This is a genomic window from Enterobacter sp. B79-1, assembly GCF_057444735.1.
This window is the reverse complement of the sequence record NZ_JBYAZJ010000002.1, coordinates 526,881-546,411: the sequence shown is the minus strand read 5'-3', so window position 1 is coordinate 546,411 and position 19,531 is coordinate 526,881. Positions and strand designations below refer to the sequence as shown.

Sequence of the window (19,531 nt, the reverse complement as noted above, 5' to 3'; positions counted from 1 at the left end):
CAATAATTCGGTATACGGAAGGATTACCGCTCTGCGCGATACACCAGATCGCCACGCGGGACAGGCTGCGGCTGACGGCCCAGCCAGGTGTTGTAGCCTAATCGCCCATTGCTGCCGAGCGTGGTGCCCTGCACCGCGTCTTCACGCAGGATCACCCGCGTTTCCCATTCAAACTCCACCCCGGCGTACTGACGGACCCAGTCGCGCAGCTCGGTGACCCACGCTTCTCCCGGCAGAAAGCGGTTGTACTCCTCCGCGCTCAGCGGGCCAATGTCGATGCGAAACTTATGCTGAACGTCGCGGACGGCGACGCCGAGAAAGGCGGACTCACCCATGCGCGGCATGCGGCGTCCTGCTCCCAGCTGCGCCTGCTCGCGCGTGGAAAGCGGCATCCACTGCGGCACGTTGCTGACCAGCTTGACCGGCGCTTTAAAATAGTTGCGCAGGATCTTCTCCAGCCCCTCCGGATCCCGCCCGTTACGGGTCAGGTGCCCGGCGTGGGTAAAGCGTGCATGCGAGCTCAGGCTGCCTTTGTTCATCTGCCCCGGCTGCCCCATGCCAATCAGCGACGCCAGGTAGCCCTCAAAGCGCTTGTTATCGGCGCGATCCAGAGAGACCGCCGGTTGCGCATCCGCCCAGGCGCGGTAAAAAAGCAGCGCCAGACGGTGGTGGAACAGATCGGCAAACGCGCTGAGGCTGGTGTCCTGATGATGATAAATACGCTCGCGGGCATATTCGGTCATGTGGACCGGCAGCGGGCCGTTCGGGCCAAACAGGCCGAAGCTGAGGATAGAGACCTCGTGCAGCCCGCTCTCCTCCCGCTGACGTACCTGGGCCAGCGTCGACGGCGCAAAACTCATCGACGGCTGCTGGCCGATGCGCAGCGGCTCAAATTTCGGCAGCGGCGCGCGTCCCAGCGGGTAGCGCTCGCCGCCCTGGGCATCAATGCGCCTTAACAGCTGAAACAGATCGTAGCGCCAGGGCGTCTCACGGACCCCGCTCCAGAACGTATCCGGCAACCGGGTCAGGCGATGTACGCGCAGCGGTGCAGTGGCAGCGTCACTCATATCAGCGCCCTTTTACCCATGCGCGGTGTCCAGTAGCCAATCTCGCCGCGCTGCTGACTCTTCAGGGTGAACTCCGTAAAGCTGTTGATGGACACCAGACGGGCAAAGAGACGCTCCATTACGCTGCCGAAGAGCCACGGGCTGGCGCCGGAAAAGGCTCGCTCATCCACCATCAGGGTAATGCCGATCCCGCGGGCGAAAACGACCGGGCCGGGTTCAGGCACGCGGCGGTGAACCGGCTCCAGCACGCAGTGGCGTACCCCCTCCACCTGACGCGCAACGGGCGTTTCTGCCAGGTTGGCGTACAGCCCTAACAGCTGGCGCAGCGCGGCCGCGCCGTCTTCATTTTCGCTGTCCATCAGGCTGAGGTAGTTCATCTGCAGCTGGCTGATGAGCCGCCAGGTGCTGAACCCTTCGGCCAGCGCCGGACGCGGCGGCGTCGGCCCTTTACGCAGGGTGAGGGATTTCACCGGCATGGAGTCGGCCATAATGAACTGCCCGAGCTCCTGCTGCAGCATCAGCGGCAGGTCGCGGCTGGTGCAGAGCACCTCGGCAGAGATATAGCGCAGGTTTTCCTGCCAGGGGGCGTGCTGTTCATCCACCAGCGAAACAAAGACCTCCGAGCCAATATAGCCGGTACGGGTGCCGTAGCGCAGGGCGTGCTCGGAAAGCACGCGCTGTTCGCGACGCAGGGAAAAATAGGCCCCGTAGTTGCCCGCATCGCCGCTCCAGGTGCTCCAGAATGGACGAAACGTCTGGTCATCACGCTGGCCGTCGGCGCTGCCATAGATTTTTTTGACCGCGTAAATTTCATAATCCAGCGGACGAATGTTATCGACCACCAGATGGTATTCATGCTGGCCTTCGTTCAGCTTCTGACGCGCCGCGACCTTAGGGAACAGGTTGATGACCGGCGTACAGTGCAGCGCCAGATGGCTGGCATCGACCACGCGCTCCAGCTGTTCATCCGACTTATCCAGCAGGATGAAAATATCAAAGGCTTTTTCGTTTTCACAACGCTGAATCAGCTTGCTCAGACCGCTGAGGCTGATGAAGCGGAAGCGGGCCGGAAACGCGAAATACTCCTGCAGCAAGCGGTACCCGTCAAAGTTGCGCAGATCGTCCGGGAGCAGCGCCTGGTCAGGCTCAAATCCTTCCTGGCGCAGCGCGTCAGACGCCAGCAGCTGTCGCTGCGGCTGCGGGCTGACCGTCTGACAGACGATCCCAGCGTGGTGCTCCATCACCAGCTCCAGCAGCTTCAGCGCTTCAATGTCCGGACCACCGAGGAAGAATTCCAGACGGTCGAAATCCAGGTGCCCGAGGTTTTGCGGGCCGTCGCAGGCGATGCGGATCCGTAAGGCGCTGTTGATCCCCCGCTGGCTCAGCCCCAGCTGCGCGAGCGGCAGATCGGCGGGCACGCCGCCCAGCTCGACCCTGTCGATTTTCAGCGGCAGCAGATTAACCTCGTGCGCCGTGGTATAGCTGCAGGTCACGCCGGTCTTCTTCAGCGCCAGGCTGTCCATCATGGTACCGCGCGGCACAAGGAAACCCTTGCTCAGATCGCCCCGGCTGCTGTCGGGCTCAATCTCCGCGATCGCCATCGACGGCGTGGGCGCGAGATAGTTAGGCGCAATCATCTCCAGCAGACGCTGGGAGAAGCGCGGAAACTCCGCGTCCATTTTCATCTGCACGCGGGAGGTCAGGAAGGCGAAGCCCTCCATCAGACGTTCGGTATACGGGTCCGCCACTTCGATGCCGCGCATGCCCAGCCGTCCGGCGACTTTAGGGTAGCGTTCGGCAAACTCGGCCCCCATTTCGCGCAGGTAGGCTAGCTCACGGTTGTAGTATTCGAGCAGTTTACTTTCCATGATTACCCCGCATCTTTCAGTTCAAAATGGCCGTTTTCCAGATCGACATCGGTACGAAACAGAAACTCCAGCGGGTACGGCACGCACCACAGACGCCCTTTGATCTCGATGGAGAGCACGTTGTGCAGATCCAGCGAGGAGGTATCCGACACGCAGCGGACCTGCAGCCCCTGCGGCAAAATGCGCGGTTCAAAATTGATAATGGCCTCGGTGAGCTTGCGCTGAATATCGTGCCATTCGATATCCGACATTCTTTTCCCGGCCAGCGGTGCGACGCCGAAGTTGACCACCGAGCGGTTCACGTGCGGCAAGGCGCTCAAATCGCCGGAGGCATCGTGGTTGATGGTGTTAAACAGCCACTGCAGATCGCGCAGTACATTGCGGCGCAGGGCGGCGTGGGTGATCAGATTGCTGTTGGCCGACTCGCGTTTTTTTTCCGGGTCGTTATCGGTGAGACGATCCAGCAGCGAGGGCTGCATTTTGTCGCGCGCCCCCACCTTCTCCTGCTTGCTGCGTGCCTGCCAGCCGCTGCGCAGCAGATCGCCTTCGCCAGCGGGATTACTCATCGGCTCCATCCGTCGCAAACGTCACGAGGTTCAGGGAAAGCAGCGGGTATTCGCTTTGTTCGCTCAGCCACGCCTTCTGGCCCCGTCCTTCGTACAGCGTACCGTCAGCGTCAAGCGGCAACCATTCAGTCGTACGCCCGAGCATGACGGCATCCGAAGCGTCTTCAGCAAACGGATAGCGCGCCGGGATTTGACACACCTGCTCCGTACCGTCGGTCAGGCGCACCAGCGCGTGACGCCAGACCAGATCGGTGACGCTGGCAGGCGCCTGAAAACGGATCTCAGCGATAGCGCTAAACGGCAGCCAGAAATAACGGCCGTTCACGATGGTTTCGCACACCGGGCCGAGGCGGGCATCGCCGTCCATCAGCCAGCCAAACGCCTGCGTCTCATCATTTTCGAGGGTGATCTGACCAGGGTTTGCCTGCGCCGTCTCAAGGGCGTCCAGACGCAGCGCACTGGCGCGTTCGCCCTCCTCGCTCAGCGCCGCGGCCAGGGTTGTCAGCCACGGCCATTGGGTTTCAGGCATGGCCGGACGCGCCTGTCCTGCCATCACCTGCGCGCGCTGCAGCTCGCCCTGAATGGATTGCTCCAGCAGGGTAACGGTAGGCTTCGCCTGGGGCTTCAGCGCCACCCAGCTTTTCAGCTGGGTCAGGGCGCGGGTCCAGTTGCCGCAGAGGATCAGAAACTGTACAAACGCGGCGCGGAGATCGGCATCCGCCGGACGGACTTTGATATCGGCTTCCAGACGACGCAGCGCATCGCTGAGCGGCTCACCCGCCAGGTGTTGATAGAGCGTATTCATCGCCACTCCTTAGTTTGCCGCGCGCCATGCGCCCACTGCCGGATCGCGCAGCTGAGGACGCAGGGTGTCAATCAGGACAATATTCAGCGAGGTACCCGGCGTCACCCACGCGCCCCAGGTCTGTTTGACTTCGGCAATGCGCGCCTGCAGTTTGGCGTCATCACTGGCGATCTCGCGGGAGATCTCTACCGCCACGGTGCCGTTGCTTTTCCAGCCGTTGAGGGCGTTGTCGTAGGGCAGGATCATCCAGCTTTGATCGCTGTTCTGCGTGCTGAACACCATGCGTTCTTTGTTGACGGAGGTGATCAGGGCGTTTTCAGGATCGGCGCTTTTGTTCAGGCCCATGACCGGGAAGCCGTGAATGTAGGTCACCGCCATCTCTTTCTGCTCGCCGTTGCGAGTCTGAGAGATAACGGTATGACCGCTCAGCCAGCTGCCGTTACCGCAGCGGGTGGTGTCGGTGTCCGGGATGAACAGTGCCGGTGCGGAGGCACCGCCTTCCCAGAACGTACGCAGATGGCAGCCGTCCTGAAGGGTAAACTCCTGCCATGGCGTGCGGTCAGCAGCCACGGTGCGGGCTTCAGCGTTCTGATCCGGCGGCAGCAGCGCGCCGCTCGCGGCGGTACTGGCCGGAGCCGCCTGTTGCTGTTTCACCACCAGCGCCCAATCCTGCGCTTTCCCTGCGGTACCCTCCGCCAGCGTGACGCCCGCCGGATCGTTAAGCGTCCAGCTGAGTTTATTCACTTTGCTGCACTGATGTTCCAGCAGTGAGCCAAGACGCGGCACAAAGTTTTCCAGCACGGAGACGTCTTTCTTGCCGTTTGCCACAATACGCAGCGCCACTTCAGGCTTACACCAGCTCTGCGGCGTGTTGTCTTTGATGTTGTCGATCCAGATATCCAGCTTCTGCGCAGGGGACTGCACGATGCGGAAATTCTCAGCCTGCGCGGTGGAGGTCACCGCCAGAAGTGCTAAACCCGATAGCCAAAGTTTCATATCGTTCCTTGTGTGTCTAATCAGTTCCGCAGGGAAGAAATTGCGCTGCGTCAGAGAGCGTATGCAGCAAAGTGGTGTCCTGAGGGTCGCCCATCCATACCGCCAGGGCCGTATAGTTGTCCTGAGCATTCCCCTCCTGCTCGCCATTCTTTTGAATGATTTGGTTCATTAAGGTCAGCCACTCCTGCGGCGTATTGACCATATGCAGCGACTGCTTCATTTGTTCTTCGCTGACGCCGTGCCAGAACCCGTCGGTGCAGAGTAAAAAGGCATCGCCGTCTTCCACCTGCACCACGTCGCTGTAGCTCGCTTCCGGCCCACCGTTTTCAATCCCCAGCGCGAGGTACAGCAGGTTGCTGTTGAGATCGTCGGTCTGATGCCCCGCATCCTTCATCTGCTGAACCAGGCTGTGGTCGGTGGTGACATGCCACAGCCAGCCGCGGCGAAACAGATACAGGCGGCTGTCCCCGGCGTGCGCCCAGTAGGCCAGGCGGTAATCCCGGTCGATGAACAGGCTCACCAGCGTTGTGCCCATTCGACGGTAATCCTGAACCGCCTGCTGTTCGCTGAGAATGGTGCGGTTCGCCGTTTGCACATAGTCGCGAATATGCTGTGCATTCAGGTGCTTGTCGCCATCAAAGCGGGAAATGATGCTGTTGCGGGCCAGCTCAGCGGCCACTTCACCGCCCGGCAAACCCGCGATGCCGTCACAGACGACAAAGCAGGCTGAACGTTCCCCTATGGTTTCTCCCGTCTGATCCTGGTTGCTGGCGCGCGTCCCCTGGCGGGAGAGAGAAGCCGTTGCGATATTCATTTGTCTTCCGATCCGCTCTGTGAGTCTTTGTACTGATTCACCTCCATGTCGTACGCATGAAGGAAGGCCTCGCCGAACAGGGTGTGGAAGTCATCCTCAATCTCGCCTGCCGTCTCGCCATAGCTGCGAACAAAGTAGTCCCACAGGGCGGCTTTACGGCTGCCCGGCAGCGCCAGACGGGAGGTCATGCCGTTCTGCTTCGCCTGCTCTTCCAGCTGTTCTGGGTTAAAGGACTGCAGCATTGCGGCGATGATGGCGCGAATACCGGAGATCATGCCCAGCTGGTGCGCCTGCAGATCGATCAGCGCGTCGCGCACGGATTTTGTTGGCGGCATAAAGCCCGGCATCGGCGTGCCGAACATCTGGATCAGGACGGTTTTGCCGGTCGGCAGCAGCTTGAACGGGTTGTTGGCATCGTCCAGCACCATGGTCATATCGGCTTTCACGCCGCGCTTGAGGATGGAGCGCGAGGAAAGCAGCGCCACGGTGCCCTGAGAGAACATGCCGAGGATCTGCCCCAGCTGACGCATATTCTCACGGTCAAACTTCGGGACGGGCTGCATTTCGCTCAGGCCCATCCCTTCCAGCAGCGCCTCCAGCAGCTCGCCCTGCAACACGTCGCCTTTCTCGCCGCTGTTAGCCGTGGCGGTTGGGGAGGCAGCGTTATTGACCGGGTCGATGCGCAGGCGGCCCTTCGGTGCCTGAGCGCTACTGCGCGCAACGGCCTGCGGGGTCGGCATGGTGAAACCTGCGTAATCCGGTCGCGCGGGCTCTTCTTCAACAGCACGCGGGGCTTCCTGCGGCTCAGGGGCAAACAGCGGAGAATCGGCGAGGACATCCTCTTCCTCAACCGGCGCAGGCGTTGGCTCCGGCCTGTCGTCGGCAATGTCATCCGGATGCGTCAACGGTGCACCGCCCATCAGCCCGAGAGGGTCATCATTACGCGCGGCGGGCGCGCTGGCCGTGCCGCCAAACAGGGCCAGTGGATCGAGCTCATCCGCTGCCTCTTCTTTAGGCTCGGCTGGCTTAGTTTCCACCGGCGGCACCAGCGTTGAGGGCGTAATGTCGTCAAAGATGCTCTCTTTTTTGAACAAGGCTTCATCGCTGAACAGCGTGTCCGGGTCAACGTTCTTACGCTCAAGCTTCGGATCGCTGTCGTTGAACATCGCCAGCGGATCTTCAGCGTTACGCTCCGGTGCAGCAGGCTGGGAGAACGGATCCTGTGATGCCGCAGGCTGAGGTTTTGTGCGGTTGCTTGAGATGCTGTCGGAGATGGAGAACTCCTGCATCAGACTATCCCAGATCTCCGTTGGCACGGCGGTCGGCTCGCCCTTCCCGCGCGATGCGGCACTCGCCGGTTTCGGCTGCGATGCAGGTGCTGGCGCGGATGGTCGAACCTGCTGCTGCATGCTGGCCGCCATGCGGCTCACCGGCTGCGTGTCGTGAATAATTTCAGCCACTTCAATGCGGTAGTCATCAATACCCAGAATGTCTCCATCCTGCAGTTCAACCTGACGCCCGCGTTCCAGTGGAATATCGTTCAATACCACGCGCGTAACGCTGCCACGGTTAGTGACGCGACATTCGCCATTGGCATCAACGTGAACAATGGCCTGCAGACGCGAGATGGTGCGGTCATTGTCCGGCAATACCAGATTGTTATCCGTACCGCGCCCAATGGTGCCGCCCGGGGCGTAAAAATCACAGCTGCTCTGCGGCGGCTGATGACCGGGTTTCGTAGAAATAATCGTGAATCGCATGGCGTATTCCTGCTGGTATGATTAGCGCTCAAACGCTGCCGCTCTCGGGGCGAGAACGGCGGCGTTTGGGGGTTAATACATTCTATTCAGTCTGCGTAAGCTTAAACTGGCCTGAAGGACCTTCTTGTAAGGTGAAACGGGCAGCATAGCGAAAAGAATCGTTTTTCCCTGACACCTTCAGGGCAACATCATATTCTCCGGCTTGCCACGCTATTCCCTTCCACTGGTGACACTGTTGGGTCGTTAACGTCACCTCAGGGCTAAACGTTGACGGCGGCGATACCGCTTTCCATTCATTTCCCGCGCGTTTCATTATGGTGGGCGAATGGCTGGTGACAGGCGCGTCTAACCCGGAGTTAGCGGGAATAGCAAAGCAGGGTTCGTTGTTCTTTAGCGTAACCGTAAGCGACTGATATTGTGCTGGATGCGACACACAGGCGCTGGCCATTAACGTGACTGCAAACACACCGAATAACTTTTGCATAACCATGCCCGCCAATCCTTAGGGCTCTTTAGGTTGATAAAGGCCGGGGAAAACTCCCCGGCCACATACGCAATTACGCTTCTTTGTTTTCTTTGATGTTCCAGCCAGCGCTGCTTTCAGCACCTTTACCACCGGCAGTGGTCTGCTCCCAGTACTGCTGTTTCACTTTCGCAGCCTGGAATGCGTAGGTCACACCAACGGTATCGCCGTTGTCTGCACCGGTGTACTGAACGGAAGTCACCAGAACGTCTTCCAGGGTGATGCGAGTGTATTCAACCTGCTGGCCACCCGCTTTGCAGACGGACAGTTCAACTTTGGTCAGGTGCTTACCGCTTGCGCAGTGTTTCAGGACTGCTGTAGTGGATTTGTCGATCAGCGCGTTAACGTGCAGGTCGTTAAAGTTTACTTTACCGGCACCGCCGCCACCGCCAACGCTCATATTACCCGGCTGGGAAGCGCCCCAGGAGAAGGAGGTAATATCAGTCCAGCCGGTGTGGTTAGAATCTTTAGATTCGCCCGTAACACCCTCGACCTTCAGAAACATATCAATAGCCATAATATCTACTCTTCGTGGATGAACAATATTGCTTTCGAAAAAGCACTTATATGGCAAACAGGAAAGCATGGGGCTGAATAAAACCGTCCATATTTTACCTCTGCCTCACATCAAATGACCCGTGTCATTTGACAGTCTTACATTCCCCCTGAATGAACAGAAAGAATGTGAAGTCTTTTACTACTGCGGGTTATCCTGGATCCAGCTACGGTCAGGATCGCCAACTATTACCTGAGAAACCATTTTATTCAGTTCGTCGCTATGATAAAGACGGAGACAATTTAAAGTTACGCCTTTGATTTTTTGTGAACGTTCAGAGTGAAAGCTGTTCTTTTCGTCTTTATATTTATTTATAACAGCCTCAATTTTCTCCATGCCATTTTCAACATCGAAGGGCATCCACTCCAGGAGTGCGCTTGCACTGAGCCCTGCATCAGCAGAAAACTGACCACCTTCATCTGCCACCTCAGCAAGACAGCGTGCCAAAACGTAATCTTTCATCACCTGCCTGTAAGTTTGTTGATGAAAGAATTGAAGGTCCGTGTTAGCAGAATAAGATGAGCAACTAGTCAGAAAAAGAAACAGGCAAAGTGTTTTTTTAAACATGGCGATATCTTTATTTGCGCTATAACGCTATCTCAGTTCCCAGAACCAAATCTCTTTACAGTCTGTATAACAATCGGAATTGCACTGCATCATGTTATCTCCTACCGGCTCCAATAGGTCGATGTGTCCACCGTTGTAATTAGTTATACGGTTGAAGAAAATCACACCTTTACGGTTACGGAGTTTTTGACCTGCCTCACGAATATCAGTATAGATTTCTGCCTTGCCAAACACACTCGCTTTATAGAGCTGGTCAGCTAAAAGCTTCGCACCAGGTTCAATTTTTTTACCCTTATATGGCCCACTCTTTATAGCCAAACGTCCTTCAAATTTAACATCACACTTTAAGAGAGCAAGACTCATTCGCACTGCGCAAGTATTCATATATCCTGGATTGGACTTAATGAGCACGCTTGCGTCGTAACCTATTTCATTAAAGAGATCATCCCGAGGGACATAACCCGGACGGGCTTCGTTAGAGGAGTAATGTTGTGCTTTTAACTGTGCATACAACGGTTTCATGGTTGAACTCCTTTTTTGCACGGTAAATCCTGCGCGAGAGCCTCGGTGATTAATGATGATGCAGCTTCTTTCTTACGGTTTTCAGGCAATTTTCTGAAATAGCTGTAAATGCTCTCTCGTAATGAACCGGGCAACGCGACCGTATATCCACACCAGGATTTGCCCTCCGTCGCATCCATTACCCCAAGCAGGTACATATTCGCTTTAAGCTGCTCCTGCTCGTTATCTTTTGCGAGCCACGCTAAAAGAAACTTTTCCCCGCTCATTCGTACATCATTACGGGACAGCGTATTAGGGTCGCGTAGAAGATTTGATGAGTCATTCTGGCCATTAGCAGCCCATAGTGGCGTCGCTCCCAACAGACCGGTAAACAGCAAAACATGTAGGGTAAGTAACTTCATTGTTTCTCCTGCTCCAGATTAGATTTCTCTTTCAGCATAACTAAACGTGGTCAGTGAAGGATTAACAACGCTTTTTGATTTTCTCACCGGTAGCGTATATGCACATCGCGAGAGCAATACATCCGACAAGCAAAAGTACGTGCAATATCGCTCTCAAAACACCCTGTTGCCAGTCAAATATCAACAGGTAGTAACCGCATGCGGTAAAAAACATCATTGCCGAAATCAAAAGCAATAAATAAGCGATGAAATAGATAATGAATTTTTTCACCAAGAATTTTCCTTCAAATTCATTATCTTTTTCATATTCAATGTCATAGTGCCGGCCCTTACGGGCCGGCAATCGTCATCACGCGTCTTTCGTCTTCAGCGACGGCAGTTTAGAAACCAGACGCAGGGAAACGGTCAGACCTTCCAGCTGGTAGTGTGGACGCAGGAAGAACTTCGCGGCGTAGTAGCCTGGGTTGTCTTCGATTTCCTGCACCTGCACTTCCGCAGCCGCCAGCGGTTTGCGGGACTTGGTCTCCTGAGAGGAGTTAGCCGGGTCACCGTCCACGTAGTTCATGACCCAGTCATTCAGCCAGCGCTCCATCTCTTCGCGCTCGCGGAAGGAGCCGATTTTGTCGCGCACGATGCACTTCAGGTAGTGGGCAAAACGGCAGCAGGCGAACAGGTACGGCAGGCGAGAGGCCAGACGCGCGTTGGCGGTGGCATCCGGGTCGTGGTATTCGGCCGGTTTTTGCAGAGACTGCGCGCCAATAAAGGCGGCAAAGTCGGAGTTTTTGCGGTGAACCAGCGGCATAAAGCCGTTTTTCGCCAGCTCGGCTTCACGACGATCGCTAATGGCGATCTCGGTCGGGCACTTCATGTCCACGCCGCCGTCATCGCTCGGGAAGGTGTGGCACGGCAGGTTCTCCACCGCCCCGCCGGACTCCACGCCGCGAATCGAGGTACACCAGCCGTACTCTTTGAAGGAGCGGTTGATGTTGGCCGCCATCGCATAGGCGGCGTTCGCCCAGGAGTAGCTGTTGTGGTTCGCGCCGTCGGTCTGCTCTTCAAAGTCAAAGCTGTCCACCGGGTTGGTGCGAATGCCGTACGGCAGACGCGACAGGAAGCGCGGCATCACCAGGCCCAGATAGCGGGCATCTTCGGATTCACGCAGTGAACGCCAGGACGCGTATTCGGTGTTCTGGAAGATCTTGGTCAGGTCGCGCGGGTTAGCCAGCTCCTGCCAGGATTCCATCTGCATCACGCCCGGTGCGGTACCGGTGATAAACGGACAGTGCGCCGCAGAGCCGATGCGCGCCATTTCACCCAGCAGCTCAACGTCCTGCGGGCTGTGGTCGAAGTAGTAGTCGCCCACGATGCAGCCAAACGGCTCGCCGCCGAACTGACCGTACTCCTGCTCGTAGATCTTCTTGAAGATCGGGCTCTGGTCCCAGCCCACGCCCTTGTAGCGCTTCAGGGTGCGTCCCAGCTCCTGCTTGGAGATGCTCATAAAGCGGATCTTCAGCATCTCGTCAGTTTCAGTGTTGTTCACCAGGTAGCTCAGGCCGCGCCAGGCGCTCTCCAGCTTCTGAAACTCGTCGTGGTGAATGATCTGGTTCACCTGCTGAGACAGCTGCTCATCGATACCGGCAATCAGGTTTTGAATGGTGCGGTAGGTGTCGTTAGAGAAGGTGACGGTATTTTCCAGCGCCTGCTGCGCCAGGGTTTTGACCGCGCTTTCTACGGCGGAGCGAGCCTGATCGGTTTTCGGGCGGAACTCTTTGTTCAGCAGCGCGCTGAACTCATCCTGGCTGAACGCCTGACCCGCCTGCTGCTCATGTTGTTGAGTCTGGTTGCTCATCGATTATTCCTCGCTACCTTTCGCGCTTTCGTCATTTTTCGGCAACTGGCTCAGAGATTTGAGCAGCGTCGGATCCTGCAGAATTTTTGCGATCAGCTCTTCTGCACCGTTTTTGCCGTCCATGTAGGTCAGCAGGTTAGAGAGCTGGGTACGCGCTTCCAGCAGCTTGTTCAGCGGCTCAACCTTGCGGGCCACCGCATCCGGCAGGAAGTCGTCCATGCTGTCGAAGGTCAGATCAACATTCAGTTTGCCTTCGCCCGTCAGGGTGTTATCCACGTTAAACGCCACGCGCGGCTTAAGCGCCTTCATGCGTTCATCAAAGTTATCGATGTCGATTTCAAGGAATTTACGCTCATCGACGGCAGGCAGGTTTTCTACCGGTTTACCGACCAGATCGGCCATGACGCCCATCACAAACGGCAGCTGAATTTTACGTTCTGCACCGTAGATCTCTACGTCGTACTCGATCTGGACGCGGGGAGCACGGTTACGTGCGATGAATTTCTGTCCACTGTTACTCATTGCCATGATGTTCTCCATCAAAGATGCGCGGTGAAGGTGAAACGACAGGCTCCATGCCTGTCGTCATAATGCCAGGACGCGTTATTCGCGGCGTCCAAAGATGTTTTCCAGTTGGTTAACGCCGTCTGGCGCCAGGTCGCGAATAATGTCCATAAAGTTAAGTTCAGACAGCCGCTGCACCCGCTCAATCATCAGCGGTGCGGGATGGCTCGGTTCGTACTGCGCAAAATACTGTTTCGCTTTTTCCAGCATCAGCTGGGCGTCGGCGCGGCTGGTGACCTGCACGCTGCGCCAGTCGGTGACCTGCTGAACGGGCGACGCGGCCACCGGCTGCGGCTCGGCATGCTGTTCAGCCTGCGCGTCACGGTTCGGCAGCAGCTTGCTGATGTCGGTCACCTGACAGGCGCTGGCGACCAGCCCAACAGTTTTCAGCAGCTGTTCCATCTCCGGTACGCCGCTTTCACCGAGATACCCGGTGAGCAGATCGCGAATGGCCAGCAGCCGTTCGTTAATCACAATGACCGCTGCGGTGCCGGGCTGGTCGCCGCGCGCCAGCTCGTCAATCAGCCTTGGGCGGCCGCCGGGATAGTCAGGGCATTCCGTTTTACTGCCGTCGAGCAGCGCCTGCGCGTCCCGAAGCGAAATTTCATCCCCGTTAGAGCGGAGCAGCGAGGCGTTGCGTACCGCGACGGTGAGGTCAGATTTATCGCTCAGCCCTGCGAGGGCATTGATGCGGTAGAACGGATCGGTTTCGCCATACTCTTCCAGCAGCGGGTAGAGTTGCTCCCAGTAACGGGTCAGCGCTTCCTGCACCAGTAACAGCCCGTCAGCATAGCCCGCGAGTCCACGGCGACGTGTCCAGGCATGGGTTAATGCCAGCAGGACGCGAAGATCTTTGGTGCGGGTCAGCAGGCTGGTAGCGAATTTTTCTACCGTGTTCCAGTCAGCGGGCTCTGCCGGAATAATGGTGTCGCCAAACTGCTGTTCCGCTTTCCCCTGACTTGCCTGATTCATGATCTGGAAATCAGCGTCATACTCCAGGTTTTCGCCACAGGGTTTGTCGGGGCTTATCGGCGCGAGAAATTCTTCGATATTCATGAGATCCCTGCTTATTCAAACATAGGCGGATAAAGACCGTGACGCCCCGGTCGGGCGCCGCCTGCCGGATCGAACAGCAGCGTAAAGAGCTGCCCGGTAAAGTTGCCGCTGTGGACGTGCGTGTAGAGCGGGTAGCCGTCGCAGCGGTTCGTCCACCAGAAGCTGGTCTGACGCAGCGGGTCAAAACACTCTGCCGCCTGCGGCCAGCCCAGCGTGCTTTGGCCGTCATCGTCATAGCCAATCACGTCCAGAATGTCGGATCGCTTTTGTGGCTCAACGGGCTGCGGCGCCGGGATACTCATCAACATCTCGTCAAGCTGTGAGGCGGAAAAACCGTTGCGCACCGCGTGCAGGCCCAGACGACCCAGCTGTTGGTACCAGCTTTCGGCCTGACCGAGCAGGCGCGATGACCATTCGGCGGGACTAAAGCTCAGCTGAATGCAGACCGGGTAGTGGCGACCCACGCTGTCACGTCCCGGCAGCAGGCAGCCCATCTGGATCATCTGGCTGCCCAGCATGGGCGGAACGACAAAATTCCACACCGGGGCTTTCGTAAACTGGCGCTCACCGCTGCGCTGCTCTTCCTGTTGCCAGGCCAGCAGGCCGACCTGAAACCAGTGTGACCACTGGCGCTGAAGGGTGTCAGGAAAGCGACGCTGCAAAAAGTCACCGGCGCTGGGTAATTTGCCATACCAGCTGTAGCGGTTCATCGCAGGGGTATTCGTCATACGGCTGTCCTTGCGGTTATGGGCATGAGAAACGGGGAAGCTGGAACGGGTTGCGAATGCTGTTTGGCGCAAACTCCAGCGTGACCTGATGACCGTCGACGTTGAAGGTAGCCTGACGGCTCAGGCTACCCGCGCCAGGACTGGTCCGGGCTTTATCGAAAAAGCGGTTCAGCGCCCAGGATCCGTTAGTCACCAGAGATGCCGTACTGCCGTTTGCCAGACCGAGTTGCATACGCACCTGGTTGGTGCCGCCCGGTCCCGGCCAGTTCATGATCTGCACCGCCTGAGGGCCGTGGCTGTAGCGCAACAGCTGGCCGTCAACGTCCAGCGTCAGGTTCAGAATGGTGTTATCCATCCGCACGGTGCGCACCGTGACCTTATAGGACGGCGTTGTCGCCCCGTTGGCAAAGAAGGCATCGCGGATTGACTGTGCCTGCTGGAACGGGCGCAGCAGCCCTTCGCTGCCCGGCAGGGTTTTACCGTCGATCCCCGGCATAAAGCGCCAGTTCGCCTGGGTGGTGTCGACTTTGTTGGTCAGGTTATCGCGGAAAAAGGTGTCCATCAGCCCGGTGCCGGGGGCAAACATGCGGGCGAGATCGTCAGGCGTCACTTCCGTGCTGGCGCTGCGCACCAGCGGGTAGCGACCGGCAATCGCCTGACGGCAGAAACCGCCCACTTCCACGTTAATGCGTTTACGCACGTTTTCCAGATCGCGTCGCTGGGTATCGCTGCTGGCACCCACGGCCATATTGCTGAACATGGTTTGCAGCCCGCCCGGCAGACGGCCCGCGCTGGCCTGCAGACGGCTAATTGCGTCGCCGCCCGGCGCAGGCATCCCGCTGTTGGCCGCATCCTGAACGGCGGTCAGGTAGCGATACAGCTCGTCCACCTGCTTGAGAAAATCGTCAAACACAATGGTCTTTCCGCCTTTCTCCAGCGGCTGCGCCAGCTCAATCATCGGCGCGTAGTGGTCAGTCACCAGCTGCTCCGGTGCCTGTACCGCTACCGCACCCTGCGTTGGCGCCGCATCGTTGTTACTGAACAGCGCCTGCAGCGTGCGGGTAGCACGGTTGCTCTGCTCTTCCGCTTTCCCGGCATCTTCTGGCGCAGGCGCATTGCGCGACAGCGTCAGCACCTTGCTCAGGTTCAGCACCAGACGGCGCAGCGGTGAGTTTGCCCCGGAGAGCAGGCGCGCGGTATTGATACGCTGGGAGAGATCGGCACTGCTGTTGAGCTGAATGTCAGCGAGAAAGCGATCCCAGTTGGCGATAAAGTCACGCATGTAAAGCTGGCGCACCGCGTTATCGATCTGCTGTTTATCTTCCTGGGCCGTGGTGGCACCTAATACCCAGGCGTCATCTTCATGCAGGGCGGTCGTCACGCTGTCGATCTGGCCGTTAAAGCTTTTCCAGTAGCCGTCCGGGGTATACAGACCCGGCACGCCTTCGCTGACCGGCTTGCCGCTTTTGCGGGAAAAGACCAGCTCGCTCTGCGGGCCGCCAAGATCGGAAAGCGAGACCGGCTTGAGGTTTTCGTCATGCTCCAGCAGGCGCTTCAGACGACCGTATACGCGTGTCGAGAGCGGCTGCTGGTTGATGAGCGCCCTTTCCCGCGCGACCAGGGATTCATCCAGCGCATAGGGTGAAGCCTGAATTTTCGGTTCCAGCAGCTGGGTCAGATGCCATTCAAGCTGCTGAAGCTGCGCCTGAGTGACGTCCTGCGGCAGGTTGCGCTGCAGGTTGAGCATCACCCAGGAGTGCAGGAATTTGCCGTCGTAGTGCTTCGGCTGATAGAGCATCTGATAGGCTTTCAGCGCCTCATAGCTGTATTCCACGTCGCTGCCGTTGTCGTTGCGCAGCCAGGTGGTGATGTGCATCGTCACGGCGGGGAGCAACATCTGATCCAGCGCTTTCTGATACAGAGACTGCGACGCATCGCTGACGTCATCCCCACGGTAAAGCCCCATGCGGCGGGAGACCGGCGGGTCGTTAACGTCAAAGGCGTCGCTCTTCGGCAGGTCCACCAGCCCGTTAAGCAGCGGCAGAAGCGCAAAGAGATCGCGCTGAGGTTGATTTTGCAGCGCCTTACTCTGTTGTTCCAGCACCGGCACTTTGGCATCAACCTCTTCCAGATACGCCTTGTTTTTGGCGTAACTGGTCAGCCACAGCCCGCCCAAAATCACCAGCAGGGCCAGCAGCGCCGCGTAACCAGACCAGATCACCGCCCGGTTGCGCAGCTCCCACCAGCGGTTTTCTCCGGCAATGCCCGCTTCCTGGAAAATGACGTTTTGCAGCAGATTCTTGATAAAGAAACTCTGGCCTTTCGCGCCCGGGATGGGGGCTTCTTTGCTGACGGAATCCCAGTTATCGCTTTCGGCCCCTTCCGGCAGAGAGAGCGCGCGGTTAAGCTCGCCCATCACGCGGTCAAACGGCATGCCTTCCTGGGTGCCGCTGGCAAAGTAGATGCCGCGCGGCGAGAATTCGGTTTCAAAGTTTGAACGGGCAAAGACCGTGCTCAGGTAATCCGCCAGCAGCGGGCGCAGCGCGGCGAACTCCTGCGGGAAGAGATAGGCTTCCGCACGGGTTTTACCGTCATGCTCCTTGAGCATGGTCTCCGGCAGACCGGCATCCAGGCGCTGCTGGAGCAGAGAAAACTCCTGCTGGAAGTTGCCCATCAGGTCGTAATCCGCGTGTTTGGTCTGCTCCCACGGCAGCGTAAAGCCCCAGATCTGGTCGCGCTGCGCTTTGTCGTAATCGGCAAACCAGGCGCGGAAGCCCTTGAGCAGGTCAGCCTTGGTCACCATCACGTACACCGGGAAGCGGATGCCCAGCTGTTCATGCAGCTCGGAAAGACGCTGGCGCAGGTTCACCGCCTGCTGGCGGGACGCCTCGGCGGACTGCGTGAGCAGGTCGGAAATGCTGATGGTGATGATCACACCGTTGATCGGCTGGCGACGCCGATATTTACGCAGAAGGTTGATGAACTCCAGCCATTCCCCGGCGTCCTGAACCTGTTCGCTCTCCTGCGTGGTGTAACGTCCGGCAGTATCCAGCAGGACAGCCTCGTTGGTGAACCACCAGTCGCAGTTGCGCGTTCCGCCGATGCCCCGCAGCGCGGTTTTACCGAAGCGATCCGCCAGCGGGAACTGCAGCCCGGAGTTGGCCAGCGCGGTGGTTTTCCCGGAGCCCGGCGCGCCGATGATGACGTACCACGGCAGCTGATAGAGATACTGCGTGCTGAAACGCTGCGTCCACTGCGCGCTGTGGCCCGCCTTACTGAAGTGGGCTTTTTTCAGCATCTGCGCGGCTTCGTCGAAACGACCTGCAAGGATCTGCTCCTCGTTATTCAGGCGTTTCTGCGGATCGGCCGCGTCCGCTTTAGTGGTGTTCTCGTTGAGCTTGTCCATCAGCTTGCGGTTCAGCCAGGCGTTATACAGCCGAGGCAGAATGTGGCTCTGGGCCCAGATCAGGTACACCACCGCGATACTGATAACGCGGTTCTGTTCAGATTCAAGCGGGCGGGTATCCACGATGGACAACAGCGGACCAATCATCCAGATCACCGCCGCGAGCGCCGTTACGCCGAGGAAGCTCCACAGAATGCGATTGGTCAGTATGGAAAGAAGAGTAGTCAGCATCCTTAGTTTCCTTGCGGCAATCCGTTCAGCTCAGCCTGCGTATTTTCAGGCGACACCAGCAGAGTAATTTCCACACGGCGGTTACGGGCGCGGTTTTCAGGCGTCGTGTTTGGTGCCACCGGGTTAATTTCGCCCCGCCCTTCCGCCTTCACGCGTTCAGGCTGCGAGAGGCTTCCCTGCAGCTGTTTTTGCACCGACCGGGCGCGTTCGAGAGAGAGTTCATAGTTGGAGGCAAAGCGCGCGCTGCGGATCGGCACGTTGTCGCTGTAGCCCACCACCAGAATTTTGCCGCTGACGTTATTCATCGCTTGCGCAATGCGGTTGATGACCGGCTCATAGCGGTCACGCACCACCGTCGAGGCCGAGGCGAACAGGCCGTCTCCTTTCAGGATCACCACGCTGCGATCCGCTTCATCCTTCACCGCCACCAGACCAGCATCGATTTCAGGCTTCAGGAAGCCGCGCAGGTTTAGTACCGCAGGCAGCTGGCGAGCGGGCTGCTGAATGGAGGTTTCCGGCAGCTGAGACTGATAAATCTTCGCCAGCACCGGGCTGGTGTTATCGCCCAGACGCCAGTTAAGCACGATATAAAACAGACAGGCGATAAACCCGACCAGCGCCACGCAGGCCCAGAGGGGGACCATCGGACGCCACAGCTTGCGCAGTACAGGACGATCTTCAGGGTGCACCGAGAGCGGCGGCGCGTAGCTGCCGCGCACGCTGCGGATCATCTGCCACAGTCGCTGTTTGATGGTTTCCAGCTGGGTGCGGCCATTATCCAGCACCCGATAGCGGCCCTCGAAACCGAGCAACAGGCAGTAGTTGATCATCTCCAGCAGCAGGATATGTTCACGCGGGTTCTGAGAAAGGCGCGCCAGCAGCTGGAAAAATTTTTCTCCGCCCCAGGTTTCGTTATGAAACGTGACCAGAAGGCCACTGCTGGACCAGACGCCGCTGCTGCCCCAGGGGGTGAGCGCGGCGGCTTCATCCAGCGCCGTACATAGACAGTAGCGGGCGCCGACAATCACTTCATACGGCAACCCTGCCTGCTGGCATCGCACTTCGAAACGGCGAATTTCGTCGATCAGACGCTGGCGCAACGCCACCTGATCGTCATGAGAAACCGAATGACGGATTTGTGGAATGGCGTTGAGCAGCGGGTTGGCAGCCGCCACCAGCTGATTATTGCCACTGGCTCCGGTAAACACAGCATCACTGCCGGTATCCTGTCGTTCCTGCATATTTAGTGCTC

The 19,531-nt window shown here is 58.2% G+C and carries 18 protein-coding genes; all 18 read right to left on the bottom strand.

Going from position 1 to position 19,531, the window contains the following annotated elements:
- Positions 1–23: 23 nt before the first annotated feature.
- Positions 24–1,067, bottom strand: coding sequence for a type VI secretion system baseplate subunit TssG (gene tssG / locus AC2T6E_RS10390; RefSeq protein WP_010432864.1), 1,044 nt, complete (start codon positions 1,065–1,067; stop codon positions 24–26).
- Entirely contained in the window at positions 1,064–2,935 is a 1,872-nt protein-coding gene (gene tssF / locus AC2T6E_RS10385) for a type VI secretion system baseplate subunit TssF (RefSeq protein WP_260662169.1), read from the bottom strand. Before tssF ends, tssG begins: the two co-directional genes overlap by 4 nt.
- 2 nt (positions 2,936–2,937) lie before the next feature.
- Positions 2,938–3,501, bottom strand: a complete 564-nt coding sequence (tssE, locus tag AC2T6E_RS10380) for a type VI secretion system baseplate subunit TssE (protein ID WP_010432861.1) — start codon at positions 3,499–3,501, stop codon at positions 2,938–2,940.
- Entirely contained in the window at positions 3,494–4,306 is an 813-nt protein-coding gene (locus AC2T6E_RS10375; protein ID WP_444508579.1) for a type VI secretion system accessory protein TagJ, read from the bottom strand. The genes tssE and AC2T6E_RS10375 overlap by 8 nt, the downstream gene beginning before the upstream one ends.
- A gap of 9 nt (positions 4,307–4,315) precedes the next feature.
- Entirely contained in the window at positions 4,316–5,302 is a 987-nt protein-coding gene (locus AC2T6E_RS10370; RefSeq protein WP_010432854.1) for a hypothetical protein, read from the bottom strand.
- Positions 5,303–5,318: 16 nt separating this feature from the next.
- Positions 5,319–6,116 (bottom strand): PP2C family protein-serine/threonine phosphatase, encoded by a 798-nt coding sequence (locus AC2T6E_RS10365; protein ID WP_042714629.1) that lies wholly within the window; start codon positions 6,114–6,116, stop codon positions 5,319–5,321.
- Positions 6,113–7,876, bottom strand: a complete 1,764-nt coding sequence (gene tagH / locus AC2T6E_RS10360; protein ID WP_486691570.1) for a type VI secretion system-associated FHA domain protein TagH — start codon at positions 7,874–7,876, stop codon at positions 6,113–6,115. The genes AC2T6E_RS10365 and tagH overlap by 4 nt, the downstream gene beginning before the upstream one ends.
- A gap of 82 nt (positions 7,877–7,958) precedes the next feature.
- Complete coding sequence (locus tag AC2T6E_RS10355; protein ID WP_390890102.1) at positions 7,959–8,366, bottom strand: putative T6SS immunity periplasmic lipoprotein; 408 nt, start codon at positions 8,364–8,366, stop codon at positions 7,959–7,961.
- A gap of 67 nt (positions 8,367–8,433) precedes the next feature.
- Positions 8,434–8,916, bottom strand: a complete 483-nt coding sequence (locus tag AC2T6E_RS10350) for an Hcp family type VI secretion system effector (RefSeq protein ID WP_010432842.1) — start codon at positions 8,914–8,916, stop codon at positions 8,434–8,436.
- A 180-nt stretch (positions 8,917–9,096) separates the two neighbouring features.
- Complete coding sequence (locus AC2T6E_RS10345) at positions 9,097–9,522, bottom strand: T6SS amidase immunity protein Tai4 family protein (RefSeq protein WP_108417629.1); 426 nt, start codon at positions 9,520–9,522, stop codon at positions 9,097–9,099.
- A gap of 27 nt (positions 9,523–9,549) precedes the next feature.
- Entirely contained in the window at positions 9,550–10,044 is a 495-nt protein-coding gene (locus tag AC2T6E_RS10340) for a T6SS effector amidase Tae4 family protein (RefSeq protein WP_108417628.1), read from the bottom strand.
- The gene (locus AC2T6E_RS10335) at positions 10,041–10,445 is read right to left on the bottom strand and encodes a Rap1a/Tai family immunity protein (RefSeq protein WP_226347761.1); all 405 of its coding nucleotides are present in this window, start codon (positions 10,443–10,445) and stop codon (positions 10,041–10,043) included. Before AC2T6E_RS10335 ends, AC2T6E_RS10340 begins: the two co-directional genes overlap by 4 nt.
- A gap of 349 nt (positions 10,446–10,794) precedes the next feature.
- Positions 10,795–12,294 (bottom strand): type VI secretion system contractile sheath large subunit, encoded by a 1,500-nt coding sequence (gene tssC, locus AC2T6E_RS10330; protein WP_486691566.1) that lies wholly within the window; start codon positions 12,292–12,294, stop codon positions 10,795–10,797.
- 3 nt (positions 12,295–12,297) lie between these two features.
- On the bottom strand, positions 12,298–12,822 hold the full coding sequence (tssB, locus tag AC2T6E_RS10325) for a type VI secretion system contractile sheath small subunit (protein ID WP_010432827.1): 525 nt from the start codon (positions 12,820–12,822) through the stop codon (positions 12,298–12,300).
- Between the two features lie 75 nt (positions 12,823–12,897).
- Positions 12,898–13,914, bottom strand: a complete 1,017-nt coding sequence (gene tssA, locus AC2T6E_RS10320; protein WP_148399883.1) for a type VI secretion system protein TssA — start codon at positions 13,912–13,914, stop codon at positions 12,898–12,900.
- Positions 13,915–13,925: 11 nt separating this feature from the next.
- Positions 13,926–14,642: a type VI secretion system-associated protein TagF gene (tagF, locus tag AC2T6E_RS10315; RefSeq protein WP_010432823.1), complete on the bottom strand. Its 717-nt coding sequence runs from the start codon at positions 14,640–14,642 to the stop codon at positions 13,926–13,928.
- Between the two features lie 16 nt (positions 14,643–14,658).
- Positions 14,659–18,279, bottom strand: coding sequence for a type VI secretion system membrane subunit TssM (gene tssM / locus AC2T6E_RS10310; RefSeq protein WP_486691562.1), 3,621 nt, complete (start codon positions 18,277–18,279; stop codon positions 14,659–14,661).
- A gap of 2 nt (positions 18,280–18,281) precedes the next feature.
- Positions 18,282–19,520 carry a DotU family type VI secretion system protein gene (locus tag AC2T6E_RS10305; protein ID WP_089601490.1) on the bottom strand — a complete coding sequence of 413 codons (1,239 nt, stop codon included), beginning with the start codon at positions 19,518–19,520 and terminating at the stop codon, positions 18,282–18,284.
- Positions 19,521–19,531 lie beyond the last annotated feature (11 nt).

Bases quoted from the DNA above. Each gene is read 5' to 3' on its own strand.
- tssG (WP_010432864.1), bottom strand. From the start codon at position 1,067: ATGAGTGACGCTGCCACTGCACCGCTGCGCGTACATCGCCTGACCCGG.
- tssF (WP_260662169.1), bottom strand. From the start codon at position 2,935: ATGGAAAGTAAACTGCTCGAATACTACAACCGTGAGCTAGCCTACCTG.
- tssE (WP_010432861.1), bottom strand. From the start codon at position 3,501: ATGAGTAATCCCGCTGGCGAAGGCGATCTGCTGCGCAGCGGCTGGCAG.
- AC2T6E_RS10375 (WP_444508579.1), bottom strand. From the start codon at position 4,306: ATGAATACGCTCTATCAACACCTGGCGGGTGAGCCGCTCAGCGATGCG.
- AC2T6E_RS10370 (WP_010432854.1), bottom strand. From the start codon at position 5,302: ATGAAACTTTGGCTATCGGGTTTAGCACTTCTGGCGGTGACCTCCACC.
- AC2T6E_RS10365 (WP_042714629.1), bottom strand. From the start codon at position 6,116: ATGAATATCGCAACGGCTTCTCTCTCCCGCCAGGGGACGCGCGCCAGC.
- tagH (WP_486691570.1), bottom strand. From the start codon at position 7,876: ATGCGATTCACGATTATTTCTACGAAACCCGGTCATCAGCCGCCGCAG.
- AC2T6E_RS10355 (WP_390890102.1), bottom strand. From the start codon at position 8,366: ATGGTTATGCAAAAGTTATTCGGTGTGTTTGCAGTCACGTTAATGGCC.
- AC2T6E_RS10350 (WP_010432842.1), bottom strand. From the start codon at position 8,916: ATGGCTATTGATATGTTTCTGAAGGTCGAGGGTGTTACGGGCGAATCT.
- AC2T6E_RS10345 (WP_108417629.1), bottom strand. From the start codon at position 9,522: ATGTTTAAAAAAACACTTTGCCTGTTTCTTTTTCTGACTAGTTGCTCA.
- AC2T6E_RS10340 (WP_108417628.1), bottom strand. From the start codon at position 10,044: ATGAAACCGTTGTATGCACAGTTAAAAGCACAACATTACTCCTCTAAC.
- AC2T6E_RS10335 (WP_226347761.1), bottom strand. From the start codon at position 10,445: ATGAAGTTACTTACCCTACATGTTTTGCTGTTTACCGGTCTGTTGGGA.
- tssC (WP_486691566.1), bottom strand. From the start codon at position 12,294: ATGAGCAACCAGACTCAACAACATGAGCAGCAGGCGGGTCAGGCGTTC.
- tssB (WP_010432827.1), bottom strand. From the start codon at position 12,822: ATGGCAATGAGTAACAGTGGACAGAAATTCATCGCACGTAACCGTGCT.
- tssA (WP_148399883.1), bottom strand. From the start codon at position 13,914: ATGAATATCGAAGAATTTCTCGCGCCGATAAGCCCCGACAAACCCTGT.
- tagF (WP_010432823.1), bottom strand. From the start codon at position 14,642: ATGACGAATACCCCTGCGATGAACCGCTACAGCTGGTATGGCAAATTA.
- tssM (WP_486691562.1), bottom strand. From the start codon at position 18,279: ATGCTGACTACTCTTCTTTCCATACTGACCAATCGCATTCTGTGGAGC.
- AC2T6E_RS10305 (WP_089601490.1), bottom strand. From the start codon at position 19,520: ATGCAGGAACGACAGGATACCGGCAGTGATGCTGTGTTTACCGGAGCC.